Below are 26,264 nucleotides of genomic sequence, written 5' to 3' on the forward strand. Positions count from 1 at the left end.
AGGTTTTATGCTGAGCATTCTCTGGAATCTGGCGGCGTTCATTGTTGCACTGGGTGTACTGATTACCGTGCATGAATTTGGCCATTTCTGGGTTGCTCGCCGCTGTGGCGTGCGCGTAGAGCGGTTTTCCATCGGTTTTGGCAAATCACTCTGGACGCGCACCGACCGCCACGGCACGGAATTTGTCATCGCCCTTATCCCGCTGGGCGGCTACGTCAAAATGCTCGACGAACGCGTCGAGCCTGTCGCACCTGAGCTGCGACACAGCGCTTTCAACAATAAAACCGTTGGACAACGCGCCGCCATCATTGCTGCCGGACCGGTAGCCAACTTCATCTTTGCGATTTTCGCTTACTGGCTGGTGTTTATCATCGGCGTCCCGGGCGTGCGTCCGGTGGTGGGGGAAATTGCTCCCAACTCCATCGCGGCGAGTGCGCAAATTACATCCGGGATGGAACTTAAAGCGATTGATGGCATCGAAACCCCTGATTGGGATGCCGTGCGACTGCAGCTGGTTGCCAAAATTGGCGATCCGCAGACCACCATCAGCGTATCGCCGTTTGGTTCCGATGCGCGTCAGGACAAAGTGCTCGATTTACGTCACTGGCGTTTCGAGCCAGACAAAGAAGATCCCGTCGCTGCGCTGGGTATTCGTCCACGCGGTGCGCAGATCGAGCCGGTATTAGCCGAAGTACAGGCAAATTCGGCGGCGAGCAAAGCGGGTTTGCAAGCGGGCGACAGGATCGTTAAAGTCGATGGTCAACCATTAACAGAGTGGATGACCTTTGTTACTCTGGTGCGCGATAATCCGGGAACGTCTCTCGCGCTGGAAGTTGAAAGGCAAGGCAGTCCGCTTTCGCTGACGCTGATCCCGGACACGAAGTCGGTCGGCAAAAAGGCAGAAGGGTTTGCAGGCGTTGTGCCAAAAGTGATCCCGCTGCCAGATGAGTACAAGACAATACGCCAGTATGGGCCGTTCAGCGCCATCCTTGAAGCCACGGATAAAACATGGCAACTGATGAAGCTGACGGTCAACATGTTGGGGAAATTGATAACCGGTGATGTGAAACTGAACAACCTCAGTGGGCCAATTTCAATTGCTCAGGGGGCTGGGATGTCAGCGGAGTTCGGGGTGATTTACTATCTCATGTTCCTCGCGCTCATTAGCGTGAACCTTGGGATAATCAACCTGTTCCCGCTTCCCGTTTTAGACGGGGGTCATCTGCTGTTTTTAGCGATTGAAAAGCTAAAAGGCGCACCGGTATCCGAGCGAGTTCAAGACTTTAGTTATCGCATTGGCTCGATTTTGCTGGTGCTGTTAATGGGGCTTGCACTTTTCAATGATTTCTCTCGGTTGTAAGAGAGTGTTAGGAAGAACGCATAATAACGATGGCGATGAAAAAGTTGCTCATAGCGTCGCTGCTGTTTAGCAGCGCCACCGTATACGGTGCTGACGGGTTCGTAGTGAAAGACATTCATTTCGAAGGCCTCCAGCGTGTCGCCGTTGGTGCGGCCCTCCTCAGTATGCCTGTACGCCCCGGCGATACGGTTAATGATGATGATATCAGTAACACCATCCGTGCTCTGTTTGCCACCGGCAACTTTGAGGATGTCCGCGTCCTGCGCGATGGTGATACGCTGCTGGTACAGGTAAAAGAACGTCCAACGATCGCCAGTATCACTTTCTCCGGTAACAAGTCGGTGAAAGATGACATGCTCAAGCAAAACCTTGAAGCATCCGGTGTTCGTGTGGGGGAATCCCTGGACCGCACAACCCTTTCAGATATTGAAAAAGGTCTGGAAGACTTCTACTACAGCGTCGGTAAATACAGTGCCAGCGTGAAAGCGGTTGTCACTCCGCTGCCGCGCAACCGTGTTGACCTGAAGCTGGTCTTCCAGGAAGGTGTTTCTGCGAAGATCCAGCAGATCAACATTGTCGGCAACCACGCGTTCAGCACCGACGAACTGATCTCCACCTTCCAGCTGCGCGATGAAGTGCCATGGTGGAACGTGGTAGGCGATCGCAAATACCAGAAACAGAAACTGGCGGGCGACCTTGAAACTCTGCGCAGCTACTATCTCGATCGTGGCTATGCGCGTTTCAACATCGACTCGACTCAGGTAAGCCTGACGCCGGACAAGAAAGGGATCTACATCACGGTCAACATCACTGAAGGCGAGCAGTACAAGCTTTCGGGTGTTGAGGTGAGTGGTAACCTGGCCGGGCATTCTGCTGAAATCGAATCGCTGACCAAAATTCAGCCAGGCGACCTGTATAGCGGTTCCAAGGTAACCAAAATGGAAGACAGCATTAAGAAGCTGCTCGGCCGCTATGGTTATGCCTATCCGCGCGTACAGACTCAGCCTGAAATCAATGACGCGGATAAAACCGTTAAGCTGCACGTGAATGTTGACGCGGGCAACCGTTTCTACGTGCGTAAGATCCGCTTCGTCGGTAACGACACCTCCAAAGATTCCGTTCTGCGTCGCGAAATGCGTCAGATGGAAGGCGCATGGTTGGGTAGCGACCTCGTTGATCAGGGTAAAGAGCGTCTGAACCGTCTGGGCTATTTTGAAACGGTGGATACCGATACCCAGCGCGTACCGGGCAGCCCGGATCAGGTTGATGTCGTTTATAAAGTGAAAGAGCGCAACACCGGTAGCTTCAACTTCGGTGTGGGCTACGGTACCGAGAGCGGCGTCAGCTTCCAGGTCGGCGTGCAGCAGGATAACTGGCTGGGTACGGGTTACTCTGTCGGGATTAACGGCACCAAAAACGACTACCAGACCTACTCTGAGTTCTCTGTAACGAACCCATACTTCACCGTTGACGGTGTGAGCCTGGGCGGTCGTATCTTCTATAACGACTTTAAAGCAGACGATGCGGATCTGTCTTCTTACACCAACAAGAGTTACGGTGTGGACGGTACGCTTGGCTTCCCGGTTAACGAATACAACACCCTGCGTGCGGGCTTAGGTTACGTGCATAACGACCTGTCCAATATGCAACCGCAGGTGGCGATGTGGCGTTACCTGGACTCCATTGGTCAGTCAACCAGCAAAACTGGTCATGACAATGGCTTCGCTGCGGATGACTTCACCTTTAACTACGGCTGGACCTACAACCGTCTTGACCGTGGTTACTTCCCAACGGAAGGTTCTCGCGTCAACCTGAACGGTAAAGTGACCGTGCCGGGCTCCGATAACGAGTTCTATAAGGTCACGCTGGATACCGCGTCCTACTTCCCGATCGATGACGATCATAAGTGGGTGGTTCTGGGTCGTACCCGCTGGGGCTACGGCGACGGTTTAGGCGGCAAAGAACTGCCGTTCTATGAAAACTTCTATGCCGGTGGTTCCAGTACCGTTCGTGGCTTCCAGTCCAACAACATTGGTCCGAAAGCGGTTTACTACGGCGGGAACGACAAAGATAACTGTGATAAGTCTTCCTCTTCGGAAGTCTGTAGCTCTAATGATGCGGTGGGCGGTAACGCCATGGCCGTTGCCAGCCTGGAGTTCATCACGCCAACGCCGTTTATCAGCGATAAATATGCGAACTCGGTCCGTACGTCCTTCTTCTGGGATGCCGGTACCGTATGGGATACCAACTGGCAGAATACTGCCCAGATGCGCGCAGAAGGCATTCCTGACTACAGCGATCCGAGCAATATTCGCATGTCTGCCGGTATCGCATTACAATGGATGTCACCGCTGGGACCGTTGGTCTTCTCTTACGCCCAGCCGTTTAAGAAATATGATGGAGATAAGTCGGAGCAATTCCAGTTTAACATTGGTAAAACCTGGTAATAATCCGCTGCAAAGGAATGCGTTGGCAGTGTAGCGCTGACAACTGGCGATCGGTAACACGGTCGCCTTGCCACGCAAAGAACGGTACCTTCTGGTGCCAATGGGATGGTAAGGAGTTAATTGTGAAAAAGTGGTTATTAGCTGCAGGTCTCGGTTTAGCGATGGCAACTTCTGCTCAGGCAGCAGACAAAATTGCAATCGTCAACATGGGTAATTTGTTCCAGCAGGTTGCACAGAAAACAGGTGTTTCTGCGACTCTGGAAAACGAATTCAAAGGCCGTGCAAGCGAACTGCAGGGTATGGAAAACGATCTTCAGTCCAAAATGCAGCGTCTGCAGCGTGATGGTTCTACCATGAAGGCAAGCGACCGCAGCAAGCTGGAAAAAGACGTAATGGCTCAGCGCCAGGCGTTCTCTCAGAAAGCGCAGGCTTTCGAGCAGGATCGTCAGCGTCGTTCTAACGAAGAACGCGGCAAGCTGGTGACTCGCATTCAGACCGCTGTTAAAGCAGTGGCTGCCGATCAGAGCATCGATCTGGTTGTTGATGCGAACGCCGTCGCTTTCAACAGCAAAGATGTTAAAGACATCACTGCTGATGTTCTGAAACAGGTTAAATAAGTAATGCCTTCAATTCGACTGGCTGATTTAGCTCAGCAGTTGGATGCAGAATTACACGGTGATGGCGATATCGTCATCACCGCTGTTGCGTCCATGCAATCTGCTAAAGCTGGCACGATTACCTTCATGGTAAGCCCTAAGTACCGTGAGCAACTGGCTCAATGCCAGGCGTCAGCTGTTGTACTGACGCAGGACGATCTTCCATTTGCCACTGTAAGCGCGCTGGTAGTGAAAAACCCCTACCTGACGTATGCACGCATGGCTCAAATTCTTGATACCACGCCGCAACCGGCCCAGAACATTGCTGCCAGCGCAGCGATTGATGCGACGGCCAGGCTGGGTAACAACGTCGCCGTTGGGGCGAATGCGGTTATCGAATCCGGCGTTGTGCTGGGCGATAACGTCGTCATTGGCCCAGGCTGCTTCGTTGGGAAAAATACGAAAATCGGCGCAGGGACCCGTTTGTGGGCCAATGTGTCCGTTTATCATGACGTTGAAATTGGCGAAAACTGCCTCGTCCAGTCCAGCACCGTGATTGGTTCTGATGGCTTTGGTTACGCTAACGATCGCGGTAACTGGGTGAAGATCCCACAGCTTGGTCGCGTTATTATTGGCGATCGCGTGGAGATCGGCGCCTGTACCACCATTGACCGTGGCGCGCTTGACGACACGATCATTGGCAATGGTGTTATCATCGATAACCAGTGCCAGATTGCGCATAACGTTGTGATTGGCGACAATACCGCGGTTGCGGGTGGCGTCATCATGGCGGGCAGCCTGAAAATTGGCCGTTATTGCATGATTGGCGGTGCGAGCGTGATTAATGGCCATATGGAAATCTGCGACAAGGTGACCGTGACGGGAATGGGCATGGTAATGCGTCCTATCACTGAACCTGGCGTTTATTCCTCTGGCATTCCGCTACAGCCCAACAAGGTATGGCGTAAAACAGCAGCTCTGGTGATGAACATTGATGATATGAGCAAGCGCCTCAAGTCTCTTGAGCGTAAGATCGATCAACAAGACTAAGCGTCATCCGTTTAACGCTATTTTTCCCGGCCTGTCGGCTTTCTAATAAACCGGCAGGCCGTGTTATTATTGTTATCAGTACATTTTGACAGGAAGAGTATTTTGACTACTGACACTCATACTCTGCATATTGAAGAGATTTTAGAACTTCTGCCGCACCGCTACCCGTTTCTGCTGGTAGACCGCGTGCTGGATTTTGAAGAAGGTCGTTTTCTGCGCGCAGTGAAAAATGTTTCCGTGAACGAGCCGTTCTTCCAGGGGCACTTCCCTGGTAAGCCTATCTTCCCGGGTGTGTTGATTCTGGAAGCGATGGCTCAGGCTACCGGTATTCTGGCGTTTAAAAGCGTCGGTAAACTGGAGCCAGGTGAGCTGTATTACTTCGCGGGTATTGATGAAGCGCGCTTTAAGCGCCCTGTCGTGCCTGGTGATCAGATGATCATGGAAGTCACTTTTGAAAAAACGCGTCGTGGCCTGACTCGCTTCAAAGGCGTAGCACTGGTTGACGGCAAAGTTGTTTGCGAAGCGACGATGATGTGTGCTCGTAGCCGGGAGTCCTGATACGTGATTGATAAATCCGCCTTTATTCATCCTACCGCGATTGTGGAAACCGGTGCCATCATTGGTGCTAACGTCCACATTGGCCCGTTTTGTATTGTTGGACCCCATGTCGAAATTGGTGAGGGTACAGTACTGAAATCTCACGTTGTCGTGAATGGTCATACGACCATTGGCTGCAATAACGAGATCTATCAGTTCGCCTCCATCGGCGAAGTTAACCAGGATCTGAAATATGCTGGTGAGTCGACCCGTCTGGAAATTGGCGATCGTAACCGTATTCGCGAAAGCGTCACCATTCATCGTGGAACAGTACAGGGTGGTGGGTTGACGAAGGTGGGCAGCGATAACCTGTTTATGGTTAATGCGCATATCGCGCACGACTGTACCGTGGGTGACCGCTGTATTCTTGCCAACAACGCAACGCTGGCAGGACACGTATCGGTTGATGACTTCGCAATTATTGGCGGCATGACCGCAGTCCATCAGTTCTGCATCATTGGTGCACACGTGATGGTTGGCGGCTGCTCCGGTGTGGCGCAGGACGTCCCACCGTATGTGATTGCGCAGGGCAACCATGCCACGCCGTTTGGCGTGAACATCGAAGGCCTCAAGCGTCGTGGTTTTAGCCGCGAAGCGATTACTGCCATTCGCAACGCGTACAAACTGCTGTACCGTAGCGGTAAAACGCTGGAAGAGGCGAAGCCGGAAATTGCCGAGCTGGCGAATAAGCACCCGGAAGTGAACGCGTTCATGGAATTCTTTGACCGTTCAACAAGGGGTCTGATTCGTTAATGGTCGACAGTCGTCCGCTTACGATAGCCCTGGTCGCCGGAGAAACCTCCGGCGATATTCTTGGTGCAGGTCTCATCCGCGCGCTTAAGGCGCGTGTACCCAACGCTCGCTTTGTCGGCGTTGCTGGCCCGCTGATGCAGGCCGAAGGCTGTGAAGCCTGGTATGAAATGGAAGAGCTGGCCGTGATGGGCATCGTTGAGGTGCTGGGACGGCTCCGCCGTTTGCTGCACATTCGTGCCGATCTCACCCGCCGTTTTACCGAACTCAAACCCGATGTGTTTGTCGGTATCGATGCACCTGATTTCAACATTACCCTCGAAGGGAATCTGAAAAAGCAGGGCATAAAAACCATTCACTACGTCAGTCCGTCCGTCTGGGCGTGGCGACAGAAACGCGTTTTCAAAATTGGACGGTCCACCAACCTGGTGCTGGCTTTTCTGCCTTTCGAAAAAGCGTTTTACGACAGATTTAATGTTCCGTGCCGTTTTATCGGTCATACCATGGCGGATGCGATGCCATTGGATCCGGATAAAAACGCGGCGCGCGACGTGCTGGGCATCCCCCATGATGTGCATTGTCTGGCACTGCTGCCAGGCAGCCGTGGTGCAGAAGTGGAGATGCTGAGCGCCGATTTCCTCAAAACAGCGCAAATTCTTCGCCAGAGCTATCCCGACCTTGAAGTGGTTGTTCCGCTGGTGAATGCCAAACGCCGCGAGCAGTTTGAGCGCATCAAAGCGGAAGTCGCCCCGGATCTCCACGTCCGTCTTCTGGACGGGAAAGGGCGAGAAGCGATGTATGCGAGCGATGCCGCGCTGTTGGCCTCCGGCACGGCGGCGCTGGAATGTATGCTGGCGAAATGCCCGATGGTGGTCGGTTACCGCATGAAGCCGTTCACCTTCTGGCTGGCAAAACGTCTGGTGAAAACGGATTATGTCTCCCTGCCAAACCTGCTTGCCGGGCGCGAACTGGTGAAAGAGTTATTGCAGGATGAGTGCCAGCCGCAGGCGCTTGCCGATGCACTGCTGCCGCTGCTGGCAAACGGCAAGACCAGCCACCAGATGCACGATACCTTCCGCGAACTGCATCAACTGATCCGCTGTAGTGCTGATGAGCAAGCGGCTGATGCGGTGCTGGAGCTAGCAAAATGATGGAATTTGTTTATCCTCACACTCACCTTGTGGCGGGCGTGGACGAAGTGGGTCGTGGTCCGTTAGTGGGGGCCGTGGTGACCGCCGCGGTGATCCTCGATCCGGCTCGCCCGATTATCGGGCTGAACGACTCAAAAAAATTGTCTGAAAAGCGCCGGCTGGCGCTGTTTAGTGAGATTCAGGAGAAGGCGCTGGCCTGGAGCCTGGGGCGCGCTGAACCGCATGAAATAGACGAACTGAATATTTTGCATGCCACGATGCTGGCGATGCAGCGTGCGGTAGCGGGTCTTAACATTTCTCCGGAATATGTCCTGATTGACGGCAACCGCTGTCCGGCACTACCCATGCCTGCAATGGCGGTTGTCAAAGGCGATAGCCGGGTCGCAGAAATCAGCGCAGCTTCTATTATTGCCAAAGTGACGCGCGACGCTGAAATGGCCGCGCTGGACCTCACTTACCCTCAGTATGGTTTCGCCCAGCATAAGGGGTATCCCACACCTTTCCATCTCGAAAGGCTGGCTGAACATGGCGCAACCGAACATCACCGGCGCAGCTTTGGCCCGGTGAAACGCGCGCTGGGACGGGTGTCCTGAATCAATACGCAAGCAATTAAGTAACGCGGAATCTGAAGATGGCTGAACCACGTTTCGTACACCTGCGGGTGCATAGCGACTACTCCATGATCGATGGGCTGGCGAAGACCGGGCCGCTGGTAAAAAAGGCGGCCTCCCTTGGCATGCCCGCGCTGGCGATAACCGATTTTACCAACCTGTGTGGCCTGGTGAAGTTCTACGGAACGGCGCATGGCGCGGGGATGAAGCCTATCGTTGGCGCAGATTTTCATGTGCAGAGCGATCTCATCGGCGATGAAATGACGCAAATCTCCGTGCTGGCGATGAACAACACGGGCTATCAAAACCTCACTCTGCTTATCTCAAAAGCCTACCAGCGTGGATACGGTGCGCTGGGGCCGTGGATCGACCGTGACTGGCTGGCTGAGCTGAACGAAGGGCTGCTGCTGATCTCCGGCGGCCGTATGGGCGATGTCGGCAAATGCCTGCTGCGCGGCAATAGCGCGCTGGTGGATCAATGCCTCTCGTTCTATGAAGAGTATTTCCCGGATCGTTATTATCTGGAGCTGATCCGCACCGGCCGTCAGGACGAAGAGAACTATCTTCATGCCGCTGTGGCACTTGCAGAAGAGCGTGGGTTGCCTGTGGTGGCTACCAACGATGTGCGGTTCCTTGAGCCGGGGGATTTTGACGCGCACGAAATTCGCGTGGCGATCCACGATGGCTTCACGCTGGACGATCCTAAACGACCGCGCAACTACTCATCGCAGCAGTACATGCGCAGCGAAGAGGAGATGTGTGAGCTCTTCTCCGATATCCCGGAAGCGCTGGAAAACAGCGTAGAGATTGCCAAGCGCTGTAACGTTACCGTCCGACTTGGCGAGTACTTCCTGCCGCAGTTCCCGACAGGAGACATGACCACGGAAGATTTCCTGGTCGCAAAATCAAAAGAAGGTCTGGAAGAGCGTCTGGAGTTTCTGTTCCCGGATGAGGCCGTTCGCAAAGAGAAGCGGCCGCCGTACGATGAACGCCTGGACATTGAACTCCAGGTGATCAACCAGATGGGCTTCCCGGGCTACTTCCTGATCGTCATGGAGTTTATCCAGTGGTCGAAGGATAACGGCGTACCGGTCGGACCGGGCCGAGGCTCCGGTGCTGGGTCGCTTGTGGCCTATGCGCTTAAAATTACCGACCTCGATCCGCTGGAATTCGACCTGCTGTTCGAACGTTTCCTTAACCCGGAACGTGTTTCCATGCCCGACTTTGACGTCGACTTCTGCATGGAGAAACGTGACCAGGTGATCGAGCACGTCGCCGATATGTACGGCCGTGATGCGGTATCGCAGATTATTACGTTCGGTACGATGGCGGCGAAAGCGGTTATCCGTGACGTCGGCCGCGTGCTGGGCCACCCGTACGGGTTTGTCGATCGCATCTCTAAACTGGTACCGCCCGATCCGGGCATGACGCTGGCAAAAGCCTTTGAGGCTGAACCACAGCTGCCGGAAATCTACGAAGCGGACGAAGAAGTCAAAGCGCTGATCGACATGGCGCGCAAGCTGGAAGGCGTCACGCGTAACGCCGGTAAGCATGCGGGGGGCGTAGTTATCGCCCCGACCAAAATTACCGACTTTGCGCCGCTCTACTGCGACGAAGCGGGTCAGCACCCGGTTACCCAGTTCGATAAGAACGACGTAGAATACGCCGGGCTGGTGAAGTTCGACTTCCTTGGTCTGCGTACGTTGACCATCATTAACTGGGCGCTGGAGATGATCAACGCCCGCCGCGAGAAGAACGGCGAGCCGCCGTTGGATATCGCGGCCATCCCGCTGGATGACAAGAAAAGTTTCGACATGCTGCAGCGCTCGGAGACCACCGCCGTCTTCCAGCTGGAATCGCGCGGCATGAAAGATCTGATTAAGCGCCTGCAGCCCGACTGCTTCGAAGATATGATCGCACTGGTTGCCCTGTTCCGTCCGGGCCCGCTGCAGTCAGGGATGGTAGATAACTTTATCGACCGTAAGCACGGGCGCGAAGAGATTTCCTACCCGGACGTTCAGTGGCAGCATGAAAGCCTGAAGCCGGTGCTGGAGCCCACCTACGGCATCATCCTGTACCAGGAACAGGTTATGCAGATCGCCCAGGTGCTTTCCGGCTATACCCTCGGCGGCGCGGACATGCTGCGTCGTGCGATGGGTAAGAAAAAGCCGGAAGAGATGGCCAAGCAGCGAGGCACTTTCGAAGAAGGCGCGAGAAAAAACGGCGTTGATGGTGAACTGGCGATTAAGATCTTTGACCTGGTTGAGAAATTCGCCGGGTACGGATTTAACAAATCCCACTCCGCCGCCTATGCTTTGGTGTCGTACCAAACGCTGTGGCTGAAAGCGCACTATCCTGCTGAATTTATGGCGGCGGTAATGACGGCCGATATGGATAACACCGAGAAGGTGGTGGGCCTGGTGGACGAGTGCTGGCGCATGGGGCTTAAGATCCTGCCGCCGGACATTAACTCAGGGCTCTACCACTTCCACGTCAACGACGACGGAGAGATCGTTTACGGGATCGGCGCAATCAAAGGCGTGGGTGAAGGTCCGATCGAGGCGATCATCGAAGCGCGTAACAACGGCGGGTATTTCCGCGAGCTGTTCGATCTTTGCGCCCGCACCGATACCAAAAAACTGAACCGTCGCGTGCTGGAAAAACTGATCATGTCCGGCGCGTTTGACCGGCTGGGGCCGCACCGCGCCGCGCTGATGAATTCCCTCGGCGATGCGCTGAAAGCGGCGGATCAGCATGCAAAAGCGGAAGCCATTGGTCAGGCGGATATGTTCGGGGTGCTGGCGGAAGAGCCGGAGCAGATCGAGCAATCTTACTCCAACTGCCAGCCGTGGCCTGAACAGGTGGTACTGGATGGGGAGCGTGAGACGTTAGGCTTGTACCTGACGGGGCACCCGATCAACCAGTACATCAAAGAAATTGAGCGCTATGTCGGCGGCCACAGGCTTAAAGACATGCATCCGACAGAACGTGGTAAAATCACCACGGCTGCGGGGCTCGTGATTGCTGCAAGGGTTATGGTCACCAAGCGCGGCAATCGTATCGGCATCTGTACGTTGGATGACCGTTCCGGGCGTCTGGAGGTGATGTTGTTCACCGACGCGCTGGATAAATACCAGCAATTGCTGGAAAAAGACCGCATACTTATCGTCAGCGGACAGGTCAGCTTTGATGACTTCAGTGGGGGGCTTAAAATGACCGCCCGCGAAGTGATGGACATTGACGAAGCCCGGGAAAAATATGCTCGCGGGCTTGCTATCTCGCTGACGGACAGGCAAATTGATGACCAGCTTTTAAACCGACTCCGTCAGTCTCTGGAACCCCACCGCTCGGGGACAATTCCAGTACATCTCTACTATCAGAGGGCGGATGCACGTGCGCGGTTGCGCTTTGGTGCAACGTGGCGTGTCTCTCCGAGCGATCGTTTACTGAACGATCTCCGTGGCCTCATTGGTTCGGAGCAGGTGGAACTGGAGTTTGACTAATACAGGAATACTATGAGTCTGAATTTCCTTGATTTCGAACAGCCGATTGCTGAGCTGGAAGCGAAAATCGATTCTCTGACAGCGGTAAGCCGTCAGGATGAAAAACTGGATATTAACATCGACGAAGAAGTGCATCGTCTGCGCGAGAAAAGCGTAGAGCTGACGCGCAAAATCTTTGCCGATCTCGGCGCATGGCAGGTGGCCCAGCTGGCTCGCCATCCACAGCGTCCGTACACCCTGGATTATGTCCGCCTGGCGTTTGACGAATTTGACGAACTGGCAGGCGATCGCGCATACGCTGACGATAAAGCTATCGTTGGCGGTATCGCGCGTCTGGACGGACGCCCGGTGATGATCATTGGTCATCAGAAAGGTCGTGAAACCAAAGAGAAAATCCGTCGTAACTTTGGTATGCCAGCACCAGAAGGCTACCGCAAAGCCCTGCGTCTGATGGAGATGGCTGAGCGTTTCAACATGCCAATCATCACCTTCATCGATACCCCGGGTGCATACCCTGGCGTGGGCGCGGAAGAGCGCGGTCAGTCTGAAGCCATCGCGCGCAACCTGCGCGAGATGTCTCGTCTGAAGGTGCCGGTCATCTGTACCGTTATCGGCGAGGGTGGTTCCGGCGGTGCGCTGGCGATTGGCGTGGGCGATAAAGTGAATATGCTGCAGTACAGCACCTATTCCGTTATCTCCCCGGAAGGCTGCGCGTCCATTCTGTGGAAAAGCGCCGACAAAGCGCCGCTGGCTGCAGAAGCAATGGGCATCATTGCGCCACGTCTGAAAGAGCTTAAGCTGATCGATTCCATCATCCCGGAACCGCTGGGTGGTGCACATCGTAAGCCGGAAGTGATGGCCGCGTCCCTGAAAGCGCAGCTGCTGGCCGATCTGGCAGACCTTGACGTGCTGAGCAAAGAAGATCTGCTCAACCGCCGTTACCAGCGTCTGATGACTTACGGCTACGCGTAAGCTTCACAATTATCCTAAAAGCCGCACAATGTTGCGGCTTTTTTTATACCTGCGGTTTAGCCGGACTATGCTTAGCTAATGTTTTTTAAGGAGGAAGCCCATGAATATCATTGCCGTTATGGGGCCGCACGGCGTCTTTTATAAAGATGAGCCGATTAAGGAGCTGGAGCAAGCCCTGCAGTCACGCGGGTATCAGCTAATCTGGCCGCACAACAGCGCCGACCTGCTGAAGTTCATCGAGCATAACCCGCGTATCTGCGGCGTGATCTTCGACTGGGATGAATATGATCTCGAACTGTGCAGCGACATCAACAAGCTGAACGAATACCTCCCGCTGTATGCGTTTATTAATACCCACTCCACCATGGACGTCAGCGCCAATGATATGCGTATGGCGCTGTGGTTCTTTGAATATTCCCTCGGCGTGGCGGACGATATTGCGACCCGCATTCAACAATACACGAATGAATATCTCGATAACATTACGCCACCGTTTACCCGGGCGCTTTTCACCTACGTAAAGGAGGGGAAATATACCTTCTGTACGCCGGGTCATATGGCGGGTACGGCTTATCAAAAAAGCCCGGTGGGCTGCCTGTTCTATGATTTCTTTGGTGGCAACACGCTGAAAGCGGACGTGTCGATTTCAGTCACCGAATTAGGCTCTCTGCTGGATCACTCCGGCCCGCATCTGGAAGCCGAAGAGTATATCGCCCGCACCTTTGGCGCAGAGCAGAGCTATATGGTGACCAACGGCACCTCGACTTCGAACAAAATCGTCGGTATGTACGCCGCGCCGGCGGGCAGCACCCTGCTGATTGACCGTAACTGCCATAAATCGCTGGCGCACCTGCTGATGATGAGCGACGTCGTACCGCTCTGGCTGTCACCCACGCGTAACGCGCTCGGTATCCTTGGCGGCATTCCGCGCCGGGAGTTCACGCATGAAGCCATTGAAAGCAAGGTCGCGTCAGTGCCAGGCGCAGGCTGGCCCGTCCATGCGGTGATCACCAACTCGACCTATGACGGTCTGCTATACAATACAGACTGGATCAAAAAGGCGCTGGACGTGCCGTCGATCCACTTTGATTCCGCATGGGTACCGTATACCAACTTCCACCCGATATACGCAGGTAAAAGCGGCATGAGCGGTGAACGCGTGCCGGGTAAAGTATTCTTTGAAACGCAGTCGACGCACAAAATGCTGGCAGCATTTTCCCAGGCTTCGCTTATCCACATTAAAGGTGAGTACGACGAAGACACGTTCAACGAAGCCTTTATGATGCACACTACCACCTCACCGAGCTATCCGCTGGTGGCCTCCATTGAAACGGCCGCGGCGATGCTGCGCGGCAACCCGGGCAAACGTCTCATCAACCGTTCGGTGGAGCGCGCGCTGCATTTCCGCAAAGAGGTTCAGCGGCTGAAAGATGAAGCCGACGGCTGGTTCTTTGATATCTGGCAGCCTGAAGAGATTGATGAGGCGGAATGCTGGCCCGTCTCGCCCGGCGAAGACTGGCATGGCTTCCGGGATGCAGATAGCGACCATATGTTCCTCGACCCGGTAAAAGTGACGATCCTGACGCCGGGCATGGATGAGCAGGGCAAGATGAGTGAAGAAGGTATTCCGGCCGCGCTGGTCGCGAAATTCCTTGATGAACGGGGTGTGGTGGTGGAAAAAACCGGCCCCTATAACCTGCTGTTCCTGTTCAGTATTGGTATTGATAAAACGCGGGCGATGGGGTTGTTGCGCGGTCTGATGGAGTTTAAGCGCGCCTACGATCTTAACCTGCGGGTGAAGAACATGCTGCCGGATCTCTACGCGGAGGATCCTGACTTCTATCGCAATATGCGTATTCAGGATCTGGCCCAGGGGATCCATAGGTTGATCCGTCAGCACGATCTGCCGCGTCTGATGCTTCAGGCGTTCGATGTGTTACCGGAGATGAAATTAACCCCGCACAAGGCTTGGCAGCGCCAGGTGAAAGGGGAGGTCGAAACCGTCGAACTGGAAAATCTGGTCGGGCGCGTATCGGCCAACATGATCCTGCCTTACCCGCCGGGCGTTCCGCTCCTGATGCCAGGAGAGATGATTACCGAGGAGAGTCGGGCCGTGCTCGATTTCCTGCTGATGCTCTGTTCGGTAGGGCGTCACTATCCCGGTTTTGAGACGGATATTCACGGTGCGAAGCGCGATGAGAACGGCGTTTACTGGGTGCGAGTCCTAAAATAAGGGTGACCGCTTGCAAGGTGCGGGTTTTCGGTTGTAACGTTCAGGCATCATAAAAAGGAGAAGCTATGCTGGGTTTAAAAGCTGTTCATCATATTGCGATTATTGCGACCGATTACGCGAAAAGTAAGGCCTTCTACTGCGACATCCTGGGCTTTACGCTCATGAGCGAGGCCTACCGTGAAGAGCGCGACTCCTGGAAGGGCGATCTGGCGTTAAACGGGCAGTATGTGATTGAGCTGTTCTCTTTTCCTTTTCCGCCTGCGCGTCCGTCCCGTCCGGAAGCATGCGGCCTGCGCCACCTTGCCTTCAGCGTCGATGATCTGGATTGCGCAGTCAAACATCTGGAAGCGCACGGCGTGACGTGTGAAGCGATCCGCGTCGATCCGTTCACCGACAAGCGCTTTACCTTTTTCAACGACCCGGACGGCCTGCCGCTGGAGCTTTATCAGCAGTAATCTTCGTCCTGTGTGATAATGCCCGCTCAGTTCGGGCATTTTTTATGTGTAATTCCCTATGACCTTACCCGCTATCGCACACGCCGTTTCACCGTACCGCCAGCTGCTGGTGGGGTTTAGCGGTGGCCTGGATTCCACCGTTCTGCTCCATCGTCTTAAACGCTGGCGCGACCGGGAGCCTGACGTCCAGCTTCGGGCGATGCATATTCACCACGGATTAAGTCCTCACGCAGAGGAGTGGGTGGCGCACTGCGAAGCCTTATGTGCGGCCTGGGCGATCCCGCTCATCGTCGAGCGCGTCACGCTTGCGGAGGAAGGGCTTGGCATCGAGGCGCAGGCGCGTAAAGCCCGATATTCCGCGTTTGCCGGGGCGTTACGTCCTGGAGAAGCGCTGGTCACGGCCCAGCATCTGGACGATCAGTGTGAAACCTTTCTGCTGGCGCTTAAGCGGGGCAGCGGACCGGCGGGGCTGTCAGCCATGCCGGCGCGTTCTGCATTTGCCGGCACAACGTTACTGCGTCCGCTGCTTGGCGAGACGCGCGCCTCGCTTGAGGCCTGGGCGCGAGAACATCAGCTGAGCTGGATTGACGATGAGAGCAACCAGGATGACGGCTATGACCGTAACTTTCTGCGTCTGCGCGTCCTCCCGCTTTTAAGCGAGCGCTGGCCGCATTTCGCCGACGCGACGGCAAGAAGCGCCATGCTGTGCGCCGAACAGGAATCGCTGCTGGACGAGCTGTTGAGCGACGAGCTAGCTGAACTGATTTCTGAGGCCGGAGCGCTGGCCATTGCACCGCTGACAGCGATGAGCCCGGTGCGTCGCGCCGCACTGATACGACGCTGGCTGGCCTGTCATCACGCTGCGATGCCGTCGCGGGCGATGCTGAGCCGCATCTGGGACGAAGTCGCGCTGGCGCGGGATGATGCTTCCCCGTGCGTCCAACTGAACGGTTTTGACGTAAGACGCTATAAAGGGGAACTCTGGTGGATAAAATCCACGCCCTCACTGACCGATGTGGTGCTCGACTGGCTTTCACCTGACGCACCGCTGGTATTGCCCTGTGAGGCAGGACACGTCTCTCTCCTGCCGTCTGGTCATGTGAGGTTGCCGAAGCCCGGTGAACCGGTCACCGTGCGCTTTAAGGCTGGCGGAATGCTGCATATCGTCGGGCGCAACGGGGGGCGGAAGCTGAAGAAAATATGGCAGGAGTGTAACGTGCCGCCGTGGCTGCGCGACACCACGCCACTGCTGTTCTACGGTGAAACGCTTATCGCTGCGGCAGGAGTTTTCATCACGGAAGAGGGGTGGTCAGAAGAGGGTGCCAGGTTTGAGTGGCAGAAAGCGTAACGGGCAGCCTGGCTGCCCGTTAATGTCATCAGGATTCGCTCACCACGACGGTGCCGATTTGCGGGTGGCTGAAGCTGGCTATTTTATCCAGACGCAGCTCACGCGTCGCACCGGCATCTTCCACTATCAGGTATTCCACGTTCTTACGTGAAACCAGATCGTTGGCTTTCGCTTTCAACACTTCGCCATCTTTTAGCTCCAGCGTCAGTAATAAATGATGCTGGCAGGCGAGTTCGAGGTTGTCATAGTCATCACAATTGATGGGTTGATAAGTATCATTCATCGACATAATCGCTCACCAGTAAATTCGCCGCAGCATACGCTGCTTTTTCCCTGACCGACTCTGAAAGGCTCTCATCAGAGGCCACTTCATTAAGCACTTTCAATACACAGCCCAACGCATCCGGGACATACCCCAGATCTCCGCTGGCGATTTCCGCATACCGTTTGCGAATTAACTCACAATAATTATTCACATCCCCTCCCGCCAGCGCACTGACTTACTGTGAGATATCATTAAGCCTACGAAGATAAACTCGGTTTAGCAAGGTGACTATACCATACTCATTTAAGCAATATCAGCGCCTTGATAGCGGTGTATTTAACACCCCATAACAGCCTTTTGCCGCGGTTTTCGCTACAATGGGCGCCTGATTCGAATGGAGTTCTCTCATGGCGCTGAAAGCGACAATTTATAAAGCAGTGGTCAATGTGGCCGATCTGGATCGCAACCAGTTCCTGGACGCCTCGCTGACGCTGGCACGCCACCCCTCCGAAACCCAGGAGCGCATGATGCTGCGCCTGCTGGCGTGGATAAAGTATGCCGACGAGCGTCTGCAGTTTACCCGTGGCTTAAGCGCAGAAGACGAGCCTGAAGCCTGGCTGCGCAACGATCATCTGGGTATCGATTTGTGGATCGAACTCGGACTGCCGGACGAGCGCAGAATTAAGAAGGCCTGCACCCAGTCCGCTGAAGTGGCCTTATTCGCGTATAATCAGCGCGCTGCGGAGATCTGGTGGCAGCAAAACAAGAGCAAGTGCGGACAGTTTAAAAATCTTACGGTCTGGTATCTGGATGATGAGCAGCTGGCTCAGCTGAGCGAGTTTGCCAGCCGGACCATGGTATTGCAGGCTACGATTCAGGACGGTGCAATCTGGCTTTCTGATTCTCAGAATAATCTGGAAATTCATTTGACGGCGTGGCAACCGGCCTCATGATCGTCTTGTCCCGAAACGTCAGCATTCCGGACAACGAGCTGGAGATCACCGCTATCCGTGCACAGGGGGCCGGTGGGCAGCACGTGAACAAGGCGTCGACGGCTATCCATTTGCGTTTTGACATTCGGGCCTCAAGCCTGCCAGAGTATTATAAAGAAAGTCTGCTTGCCGCCAGCCACCACCTGATCACCAGCGATGGTGTGATTGTGATTAAAGCCCAGGAGTACCGTAGCCAGGAGCTCAACCGGGAAGCGGCGATAGCCAGGCTGGTGGCGGTCATCAAAGAGTTAACGGCAGTACAAAAAAGCCGCCGGGCAACGCGGCCAACCCGCGCATCGAAAGAGCGTCGTTTGTCCTCGAAGGCCCAAAAATCCACAGTGAAAGCACTACGCGGTAAAGTTCGTCGCCCGACAGAGTGACGAAAGGGAACACACTTTTCATAAGGAATTCATTGTGAAAAAAGCATTATGGTCAGCGCTGGCAGTGAGTACGCTGTTTGCGCTTTTCGGGTGTAACAACCGCTCCGAAACGCAGGTTTTACAACCCACGCAAACGGAAGAATTAAAACCGATGCAGCAGAGCTGGCGTGGCGTATTGCCTTGCGCGGACTGTGAAGGCATTGAAACGTCCCTGTTCCTGCAAAAAGACGGCACCTGGGTAATGAACCAGCGCTATCAGGGGGCGAAAGAGCCTTCTTCTTTTGCGACTTATGGAACATGGGCGCGTACGGCGGAGAAGCTGGTCCTGACCGATACCACCGGTGAGAAAACCTGGTTCCGTCCTAAAGGTGACAGCATGGAGATGCTCGACCGCGAAGGTAACCCTATTCAATCCCAGTTAAACTACACGCTGGCGCCGGTGAAAGCGGCCCTGCCTGCAACGCCGATGGCAATGCGGGGGATGTACTTCTATATGGCGGATGCGGCGATCTTTACCGACTGCGCAACCGGCAAGAAGGTCAGCGTGGCAAACAATGCCCAGCTTGAACGCGATTACGCTGTGGCGCGCGGCAATGACAGCAAACCGGTATTGCTGACGGTGGACGGTCACTTTACGCTGGAGCCAAACCCGGATAGCGGAGAGATGGTGAAAACGCTGGTGGCGGACAAAGACGCGAAATTTATTGCGGGCAAAGACTGTAACAGCAAGTAAGCTGACGTAGCGCCATTAAAAAACCCCGCCTGAGCGGGGTTTTTTGTTTAGCCTTTGATGGCTTTCACCAGGTAATCAAGAATGTCGCCGGTCTTGATCATCTGTTTTTCGCCGCTGCGACGGTATTTGTATTCAATCTCGTCGCTGTCGAGGTTACGGTCGCCGATCACGACGGTGTGTGGGATACCGATCAGTTCCATATCGGCAAACATCACGCCCGGACGCTCTTTACGGTCATCCATCAGCACTTCGATACCCTGAGCGCGCAGCTCGGCATACAGCTTCTCGGCCAGCTCCTGCACGCGGTAAGACTTGTGCATGTTCATTGGCAGAATAGCAACCTGGAACGGCGCGATGTTGTCCGGCCAGACGATGCCGCGCTCGTCGTAGTTCTGCTCAATGGCGGCAGCTACCACGCGCGTCACCCCGATCCCGTAGCAACCCATGGTCAGGATCTGGTTACGGCCATCTTCACCCTGAACGGCGGCGTTCAGCGCGCGCGAGTATTTATCGCCCAGCTGGAAGATGTGACCCACTTCGATACCGCGCTTGATCATCAGGGTACCCTGGCCGTCCGGGCTTGGATCGCCTGCTACCACGTTGCGGATGTCAGCCACTTCCGGCGTCGCCACATCGCGATCCCAGTTGATGCCGAAGAAGTGTTTACCGTCGATGTTCGCACCGGCGGAGAAGTCGCTCATCGCGGCTACCGTGCGGTCAATAACAACCGGAACCGGCAGATTGACTGGACCCAGTGAACCTGGACCCGCATTCACCACGGCGCGGATTTCCGCTTCCGTCGCGAACGTCAGCGGGCTGGCTACCTGCGGCAGCTTCTCGGCTTTCACTTCGTTCAGCTCGTGATCGCCACGCACCAGCAGGGCAACCAGCGGGTAAGCGCTCCCTTCGGTGGATTTCACCAGCAGGGTCTTAACGGTTTTTTCAACTGGCAGGTTGAACTGCTCAACCAGCTCGGCGATGGTTTTCGCGTTTGGCGTGTCAACCAGCGTCATCTCTTGCGTTGCAGCAGCACGTGGTTCTTTTGGCGCCAGCGCCTCTGCAAATTCGATGTTCGCCGCGTAGTCTGAAGAGTCAGAGAAGATCACATCGTCTTCACCGCTCTGCGCCAGTACCTGGAACTCATGGGATGCGCTACCGCCGATGGAGCCGGTATCAGCCTGCACAGCACGGAAATCCAGACCCATGCGGGAGAAGATTTTGCTGTATGCCGCGTACATTGCGTCGTACGTCTCTTGCAGGGATTCCTGAGAGGTATGGAAAGAGTAGGCATCTTTCATCAGGAATTCGCGAGAGCGCATGACGCCGAAACGTGGGCGAACTTCGTCACGGAACTTGGTCTGGATCTGGAAGAAGTTCAGCGGCAGCTGTTTGTAAGAGCTCAGCTCATTACGAATCAGGTCGGTAATGACTTCTTCATGCGTTGGGCCGAGAACGAACGGACGCTCGCCGCGATCGACGAAGCGCAGCAGTTCAGGGCCATATTGTTCCCAACGGCCACTCTCCTGCCACAGGTCAGCGGGCTGAACCACAGGCATGGACACCTCGATAGCACCGGCGTTGTTCATCTCTTCACGCACGATGTTTTCGACTTTTTTCAGGACGCGCACGCCGGTCGGCAGCCAGGTGTATAACCCGGAGGCCAGCTTGCGGATCATCCCGGCGCGCAGCATCAGCTGATGGCTGATCACTTCGGCGTCGGCAGGCGTCTCCTTCAGAGTGGAGAGCAGATATTGGCTAGTACGCATGTTGTTACGGTTCCATTTCGACGATTGGAACAGGCTGAAACACCAGCCTGACACAAAAAAAGTGGTTTAGTTTACCAGTGTGGCAAAGATGCCAAAAGAGAGGAGAACAAAATTACCTGGGTTCAAGGGCAAACACTTCAAAACCTGCCCCGGTGACGCGCCAGCGAACGTTAAAATCAAGCAGCCAGACGGCGTATGATTTTCCTGCTTCCTCTTCTTTACGGTAGGCCGGCCGCGGGTCCTGTGCCAGAACTTCGGTGATGAAATCCCGTAAGCGAGGATAGCGTTTCTCCAGTTGACCGAGCTGCGCGGTTATCTCAGGCGTAAAATAAACAGGCATGTCCGCCTGCGGTGCGTCCTGAGCATAACTTGCACGCGCGTCCGGGAGGGCTTCGGCGAAGGGCAAATAGGGTTTGATGTCGATAACCGGCGTGCCGTCGACCAGATCCAGGCTACCTAACTCCAGTATCACCCGATCTTTCTGGCAGCGTATGCCTTTCAGTTCAACCAGCGACATGCCAACCGGATTTGGGCGGAAGGTCGAGCGCGTTGCAAACACGCCCATTCTCGCATTTCCACCAAGACGAGGAGGGCGCACGGTAGGACGCCAGCCGCCTTCCATCGTCTGGTGAAACACGAATACCACCCATAAATGGCTGAAAGCCTCGAGCCCGCGTACCGCATCGGCCTGATTGTAAGGCGCAATCAGGTGAAGCTCACCGCGTCCGCTGGTGACAAGACCGGGCTGGCGGGGGACGGCGAACTTCTCTTTATAGGGAGAGTGGATAACGCCTATCTGCTCGAACTGAAATGCACTCATTTCGCCGTGATGTTCAACGCAGAACCGATGCAAACCGCCTGACGGTAGCAACCCGGAGTGCCGCTGGTGACTTCGCAGCTGTGCAGCAGGACCGCGTTAGCTTTCATTTTTGCGGCATTGATCTGCATGCGTTTACGCGCTGTCGGAATATTCGGTGGTGAGTCCTGATTGGACGCCTGACAGGAATCGCCGCTTACTTCGCCCAGTTCACGGAACGGTTTACCGACGAGTTCGTCCGCTTTCGTGATAATGCGAACTGGCGCAGGGCGAACCACTTTTGGTTTCGCAGGCTCTGTTTTTGGCGGGGTTGCCGTGCTTTGAACGGGTTCAACGGGAGATCTGCTTAGCATTGAACAGCCGCTCAGCATGAGTGCTAAAAGACAGATCGGTAAAGCACGCATAATATTTCCTCAATGGATAATCAAAACGTCAGATATTGAATCAGTTGACTGCACAAATGACAAGACGGGCATAAGCCCGTCCTGATGATATTACACTGAGGTGAGATTACCAGCCTTTAACAGCGCCACCGTTAAACACTTTGTTGGCTTCCTGGTAAACTTCATCAGACTGATAAGCCTGAACGAATTTCTTCACGTTTTCCGCGTCTTTATTGTCTTCGCGAGTCACGATCAGGTTAACGTACGGGGAATCTTTATCTTCAACGAAGATACCGTCTTTGGCTGGCGTCAGGCCAATCTGGCTGGCGTAAGTGGTGTTGATAACGGCCAGGGAAATTTGGGCATCGTCCAGAGAACGTGGCAGCTGAGGCGCTTCCAGTTCAACAATTTTCAGATTTTTCGGGTTCTCGGTGACATCCAGAACGGTTGGCAGCAGGCCAACACCGTCTTTCAGTTTGATCAGACCCACTTTCTGCAGCAGCAGCAGGGAACGACCAAGGTTGGTTGGGTCGTTAGGCACGGCTACCTGAGAGCCCGGCTGCAGTTCGTCCAGCGATTTAATTTTCTTAGAGTAACCGGCAATTGGATAAACGAAGGTGTTACCGACACCCACCAGTTTATAGCCACGATCTTTGATCTGCTGGTCCAGGTATGGCTTATGCTGGAAGGCGTTCGCGTCGATATCGCCTTTGCTCAGCGCTTCGTTCGGCAGAACGTAATCGTTGAAGGTCACCAGCTCAACGTCCAGGCCATACTTCTCTTTTGCCACTTTCTGAGCAACTTCCGCAACCTGCTGTTCTGCACCCACGATAACACCCACTTTAATGTGGTTTGGATCCTTTTCGTCCTGACCGCAACCCACCAGTGCCAGAGAGCCGATCAGCGCGCCTACTGCTGCAAAGGTCTTTAATTTAAACGCCATGTTTTATCCTTAACTCGTAGAGTTTGTGTTGTGTGTAACGTTATTTGTGAGTAACGGTCCGGACGATGCGATCGCCAGAGAACTGGATTAAGTAAACCAGAACAACCAGCAATACCAGAACGGTATTCATCACGGTAGCGTTATATCCAATATAGCCGTACTGGTAACCAATCTGACCTAAACCGCCCGCGCCAACTGCACCACCCATTGCCGAATAACCGACCAGGGTGATGAGCGTGATGGTTGCCGCATTCACCAGGCCTGGCAGTGCTTCCGGGAGCAGGACTTTGCGCACGATCTGCATCGGTGTTGCGCCCATCGCGCGGGAAGCTTCGATCAAACCGGTTGGAATTTCCAGCAGGGCGTTTTCCACCATACGGGCGATAAACGGCGCAGCCCCTACGGTCAGCGGAACGATCGCTGCCTGCAGACCGATAGACGTTCCGACGATCACGCGGGTAAACGGAATCATCCACACCAGCAGAATAATGAAGGGGATAGAACGGAAGATGTTCACCAGCGCAGAGAGCGTACGGTACAGTTTCGCGTTCTCAATGATTTGACCCGGACGCGTTACGTACAGCAATACGCCGACCGGCAGGCCAATCACAAAACCAAAGAAGCCAGAGACAAAGGTCATTGCCAGCGTTTCCCAAACGCCGCGAACCAGCAGCCACATCATCGGCTCAGACATAACCCAGTACCTCTACTTTTACATGATGTTCTTGCAGCCAGGCAATCGCGGCCTGGGTTTCTTCTTGTGTGCCGTGCATTTCTGTCAGCATGATGCCGAACTTCACGCCACCGGCGTAATCCATCTGCGCGCTGATGATGTTGTTGTTCACGTTAAAGCGACGCGCGGTTTCGGAAAGCAGGGGAGCGTCAACGGACTGACCGGTGAACTCCATGCGCAGCATCGGGACGCTGTCTGCGGTGGATTCGGTTTTCAAACGCTCCAGATAGTCTTCCGGAATATCGAGATGCAGGGTGGACTGGATGAACTGCTGTGCCAGCGGGGTTTTCGGATGCGAGAACACTTCACTTACCGTGTCCTGCTCGATCAGTTCACCGTTGCTGATGACCGCCACGCAGTCGCAGATGCGTTTCACCACGTCCATCTCGTGCGTAATAAGGAGGATCGTCAGGCCCAGGCGACGGTTAATGTCTTTCAGCAGTTCCAGAATCGAACGCGTGGTGGCCGGATCCAGTGCGCTGGTGGCTTCATCACACAGCAGTACCTTAGGATTGCTTGCCAGCGCGCGGGCAATGGCCACACGCTGTTTTTGCCCACCGGACAGATTTGCCGGGTAGCTATCATGTTTATCGCCCAGACCCACGAGGTCGAGCAGCTCGGTGACGCGACGCTTCACTTCTTCTTTCGGCGTGTTATCCAGCTCAAGCGGTAAGGCAACATTGCCGAACACGGTGCGGGAGGCCAGCAGGTTAAAGTGCTGGAAAATCATGCCAATCTGACGACGCGCTTTGGTGAGTTCTTTTTCTGAAAGGGCGGTAAGTTCCTGGCCGCCAACTTCTACGCTGCCCTGGGTTGGGCGCTCAAGCAGGTTAACACAACGGATCAGCGTGCTTTTACCTGCACCCGATGCGCCAATGACGCCATAAATTTGACCAGCAGGAACATGCAGACTGACGTTGTTCAGCGCCTGAATGGTTCGGTTCCCCTGCTGGAACACTTTGGTGATATTGGAAAGTTTAATCATTAGATTATTTTTATCGTATGTAAGTTAGCCGTGGCATTTTCTTCTGCCAGATACGGGTGATGACCGTAAACAAAACGGATGTTAAGGCATCCAGACGTCTAAATCAATCCAACTCTGTATGATGAGCACTTTATTGCGCTGCGATTCATGAGATACTAGTCGAACATGCCTTTTTCAGGAGCAAACCGGTGGCAAAATCAGTACCCGCAATTTTTCTCGATCGTGACGGCACTATTAATGTGGATCACGGTTATGTCCATGAGATTGATGAGTTCGAGTTTATCGAGGGCGTAATAGATGCCATGCGCCAGCTGAAAGAGATGGGCTATGCGCTGGTAGTTGTAACGAACCAGTCCGGTATTGCACGCGGTAAATTCACCGAAGCGCAGTTCGAGACGCTGACGGAATGGATGGACTGGTCGCTGGCCGACCGCGGCGTGGATCTCGACGGCATCTATTATTGTCCGCACCACCCGCAGGGAACGGTAGAAGCGTATCGCCAGACCTGCGACTGCCGTAAGCCGCATCCGGGGATGTTCATCTCTGCGCAGGAGTTCCTGCACATTGATATGTCTGCTTCTTATATGGTGGGCGATAAACTGGAAGATATGCAGGCAGCAGCAGCAGCGGGTGTAGGGACCAAAATATTAGTCCGCACCGGTAAGCCAGTAACGCCAGAAGCAGAAAATGCAGCGGATTGGGTGATTAATAGTCTGGCCGATCTGCCAAAAGAGATTAAAAAGCACCATAAATAGCCTTTTTGGCGAAAAGATGAGCGGTTGAAATAAAAATGCATTTTTCCGCTTGTCATTCCTCGGCGGCCCCCTATAATGCGCCTCCATCGACACGGCGGATGTGAATCACTTCACAAACAACCCGGTCGGTTGAAGAGAAAAAATCCTGAAATAACGGGTTGACTCTGAAAGAGGAAAGCGTAATATACGCCACCTCGCAACGGTGAGCGAAAGCCGCGTTGCACTGCTCTTTAACAATTTATCAGACAATCTGTGTGGGCACTCAAAGTGACATGGATTCTTAATGTCTTCGGACAATAAATGAATACCAAGTCTCTGAGTGAACATACGTAATTCATTACGAAGTTTAATTCACGAGCATCAAACTTAAATTGAAGAGTTTGATCATGGCTCAGATTGAACGCTGGCGGCAGGCCTAACACATGCAAGTCGAGCGGTA

Annotated in this window: 25 protein-coding genes and 1 rRNA gene; 18 read left to right on the forward strand and 8 right to left on the reverse strand. The window is 54.4% G+C overall.

The window, feature by feature from the left end:
- Positions 1-7: 7 nt before the first annotated feature.
- From rseP to tilS, 13 genes are all read left to right on the forward strand, one after another.
- The gene (rseP, locus tag ACDO57_RS15855; protein WP_370884250.1) at positions 8-1,360 is read left to right on the forward strand and encodes a sigma E protease regulator RseP; all 1,353 of its coding nucleotides are present in this window, start codon (positions 8-10) and stop codon (positions 1,358-1,360) included.
- Between the two features lie 29 nt (positions 1,361-1,389).
- Positions 1,390-3,807: an outer membrane protein assembly factor BamA gene (bamA, locus tag ACDO57_RS15860; protein ID WP_024907525.1), complete on the forward strand. Its 2,418-nt coding sequence runs from the start codon at positions 1,390-1,392 to the stop codon at positions 3,805-3,807.
- A gap of 122 nt (positions 3,808-3,929) precedes the next feature.
- On the forward strand, positions 3,930-4,424 hold the full coding sequence (skp, locus tag ACDO57_RS15865) for a molecular chaperone Skp (protein ID WP_008501902.1): 495 nt from the start codon (positions 3,930-3,932) through the stop codon (positions 4,422-4,424).
- A 3-nt stretch (positions 4,425-4,427) separates the two neighbouring features.
- Positions 4,428-5,453, forward strand: a complete 1,026-nt coding sequence (lpxD, locus tag ACDO57_RS15870; RefSeq protein ID WP_032644136.1) for a UDP-3-O-(3-hydroxymyristoyl)glucosamine N-acyltransferase — start codon at positions 4,428-4,430, stop codon at positions 5,451-5,453.
- A 102-nt stretch (positions 5,454-5,555) separates the two neighbouring features.
- Positions 5,556-6,011 (forward strand): 3-hydroxyacyl-ACP dehydratase FabZ, encoded by a 456-nt coding sequence (fabZ, locus tag ACDO57_RS15875; protein WP_010426706.1) that lies wholly within the window; start codon positions 5,556-5,558, stop codon positions 6,009-6,011.
- A gap of 3 nt (positions 6,012-6,014) precedes the next feature.
- Positions 6,015-6,803, forward strand: a complete 789-nt coding sequence (gene lpxA / locus ACDO57_RS15880) for an acyl-ACP--UDP-N-acetylglucosamine O-acyltransferase (RefSeq protein WP_023310462.1) — start codon at positions 6,015-6,017, stop codon at positions 6,801-6,803.
- Positions 6,803-7,951, forward strand: coding sequence for a lipid-A-disaccharide synthase (gene lpxB / locus ACDO57_RS15885; protein WP_370884251.1), 1,149 nt, complete (start codon positions 6,803-6,805; stop codon positions 7,949-7,951). The genes lpxA and lpxB overlap by 1 nt, the downstream gene beginning before the upstream one ends.
- On the forward strand, positions 7,948-8,544 hold the full coding sequence (gene rnhB, locus ACDO57_RS15890) for a ribonuclease HII (protein ID WP_370884252.1): 597 nt from the start codon (positions 7,948-7,950) through the stop codon (positions 8,542-8,544). The genes lpxB and rnhB overlap by 4 nt, the downstream gene beginning before the upstream one ends.
- A 38-nt stretch (positions 8,545-8,582) precedes the next feature.
- Positions 8,583-12,065 carry a DNA polymerase III subunit alpha gene (gene dnaE / locus ACDO57_RS15895; protein ID WP_024907529.1) on the forward strand — a complete coding sequence of 1,161 codons (3,483 nt, stop codon included), beginning with the start codon at positions 8,583-8,585 and terminating at the stop codon, positions 12,063-12,065.
- Between the two features lie 12 nt (positions 12,066-12,077).
- Positions 12,078-13,037, forward strand: coding sequence for an acetyl-CoA carboxylase carboxyl transferase subunit alpha (accA, locus tag ACDO57_RS15900; protein WP_008501895.1), 960 nt, complete (start codon positions 12,078-12,080; stop codon positions 13,035-13,037).
- A gap of 100 nt (positions 13,038-13,137) precedes the next feature.
- Positions 13,138-15,270, forward strand: coding sequence for a lysine decarboxylase LdcC (locus ACDO57_RS15905; protein ID WP_370884253.1), 2,133 nt, complete (start codon positions 13,138-13,140; stop codon positions 15,268-15,270).
- A gap of 65 nt (positions 15,271-15,335) precedes the next feature.
- Entirely contained in the window at positions 15,336-15,725 is a 390-nt protein-coding gene (locus ACDO57_RS15910) for a VOC family protein (RefSeq protein WP_032649725.1), read from the forward strand.
- A 58-nt stretch (positions 15,726-15,783) separates the two neighbouring features.
- Positions 15,784-17,073, forward strand: a complete 1,290-nt coding sequence (tilS, locus tag ACDO57_RS15915) for a tRNA lysidine(34) synthetase TilS (RefSeq protein ID WP_370884254.1) — start codon at positions 15,784-15,786, stop codon at positions 17,071-17,073.
- A 28-nt stretch (positions 17,074-17,101) separates the two neighbouring features.
- Here the strand turns inward: tilS and rof are convergent, their stop codons facing one another.
- Positions 17,102-17,362 carry a Rho-binding antiterminator gene (gene rof / locus ACDO57_RS15920; protein WP_024907532.1) on the reverse strand — a complete coding sequence of 87 codons (261 nt, stop codon included), beginning with the start codon at positions 17,360-17,362 and terminating at the stop codon, positions 17,102-17,104.
- Complete coding sequence (locus ACDO57_RS15925; protein ID WP_008501889.1) at positions 17,349-17,549, reverse strand: YaeP family protein; 201 nt, start codon at positions 17,547-17,549, stop codon at positions 17,349-17,351. The genes rof and ACDO57_RS15925 overlap by 14 nt, the downstream gene beginning before the upstream one ends.
- Positions 17,550-17,745: 196 nt before the next feature.
- On the opposite strand from ACDO57_RS15925, the gene ACDO57_RS15930 reads away from it, so the two are divergent.
- From ACDO57_RS15930 to nlpE, 3 genes are read left to right on the forward strand one after another with little or no spacing between them, the layout of a single operon-like run.
- Positions 17,746-18,291 carry a YaeQ family protein gene (locus ACDO57_RS15930; protein ID WP_023310470.1) on the forward strand — a complete coding sequence of 182 codons (546 nt, stop codon included), beginning with the start codon at positions 17,746-17,748 and terminating at the stop codon, positions 18,289-18,291.
- Positions 18,288-18,710 (forward strand): alternative ribosome rescue aminoacyl-tRNA hydrolase ArfB, encoded by a 423-nt coding sequence (arfB, locus tag ACDO57_RS15935; protein ID WP_032649720.1) that lies wholly within the window; start codon positions 18,288-18,290, stop codon positions 18,708-18,710. The genes ACDO57_RS15930 and arfB overlap by 4 nt, the downstream gene beginning before the upstream one ends.
- 34 nt (positions 18,711-18,744) lie before the next feature.
- A complete protein-coding gene (gene nlpE, locus ACDO57_RS15940; RefSeq protein WP_032649717.1) occupies positions 18,745-19,443 on the forward strand; it encodes an envelope stress response activation lipoprotein NlpE in 699 nt (232 codons plus the stop codon).
- A 47-nt stretch (positions 19,444-19,490) separates the two neighbouring features.
- Here the strand turns inward: nlpE and proS are convergent, their stop codons facing one another.
- The 6 genes from proS to metN all read right to left on the reverse strand — a co-directional run bounded on the left by proS (position 19,491) and on the right by metN (position 25,070).
- Positions 19,491-21,209, reverse strand: a complete 1,719-nt coding sequence (gene proS / locus ACDO57_RS15945) for a proline--tRNA ligase (RefSeq protein ID WP_048990392.1) — start codon at positions 21,207-21,209, stop codon at positions 19,491-19,493.
- Positions 21,210-21,321: 112 nt separating this feature from the next.
- The gene (gene tsaA, locus ACDO57_RS15950; RefSeq protein WP_032649713.1) at positions 21,322-22,029 is read right to left on the reverse strand and encodes a tRNA (N6-threonylcarbamoyladenosine(37)-N6)-methyltransferase TrmO; all 708 of its coding nucleotides are present in this window, start codon (positions 22,027-22,029) and stop codon (positions 21,322-21,324) included.
- Entirely contained in the window at positions 22,026-22,430 is a 405-nt protein-coding gene (gene rcsF, locus ACDO57_RS15955) for an Rcs stress response system protein RcsF (protein WP_048990394.1), read from the reverse strand. Before rcsF ends, tsaA begins: the two co-directional genes overlap by 4 nt.
- A gap of 106 nt (positions 22,431-22,536) precedes the next feature.
- The gene (gene metQ / locus ACDO57_RS15960) at positions 22,537-23,352 is read right to left on the reverse strand and encodes a methionine ABC transporter substrate-binding lipoprotein MetQ (RefSeq protein ID WP_050861684.1); all 816 of its coding nucleotides are present in this window, start codon (positions 23,350-23,352) and stop codon (positions 22,537-22,539) included.
- A 40-nt stretch (positions 23,353-23,392) separates the two neighbouring features.
- On the reverse strand, positions 23,393-24,046 hold the full coding sequence (locus tag ACDO57_RS15965; protein ID WP_014168730.1) for a methionine ABC transporter permease MetI: 654 nt from the start codon (positions 24,044-24,046) through the stop codon (positions 23,393-23,395).
- Positions 24,039-25,070: a methionine ABC transporter ATP-binding protein MetN gene (gene metN / locus ACDO57_RS15970; RefSeq protein WP_048990396.1), complete on the reverse strand. Its 1,032-nt coding sequence runs from the start codon at positions 25,068-25,070 to the stop codon at positions 24,039-24,041. Before metN ends, ACDO57_RS15965 begins: the two co-directional genes overlap by 8 nt.
- Positions 25,071-25,258: 188 nt before the next feature.
- Between metN and gmhB the strand changes: the two genes are divergently transcribed.
- The gene (gene gmhB / locus ACDO57_RS15975; protein WP_090418968.1) at positions 25,259-25,825 is read left to right on the forward strand and encodes a D-glycero-beta-D-manno-heptose 1,7-bisphosphate 7-phosphatase; all 567 of its coding nucleotides are present in this window, start codon (positions 25,259-25,261) and stop codon (positions 25,823-25,825) included.
- 368 nt (positions 25,826-26,193) lie between these two features.
- Positions 26,194-26,264, forward strand: a 16S ribosomal RNA gene (locus tag ACDO57_RS15980); the annotation flags it as partial.

Source organism: Enterobacter cloacae complex sp. 2015409, assembly GCF_041365315.1.
GTDB lineage: Bacteria > Pseudomonadota > Gammaproteobacteria > Enterobacterales > Enterobacteriaceae > Enterobacter > Enterobacter pseudoroggenkampii.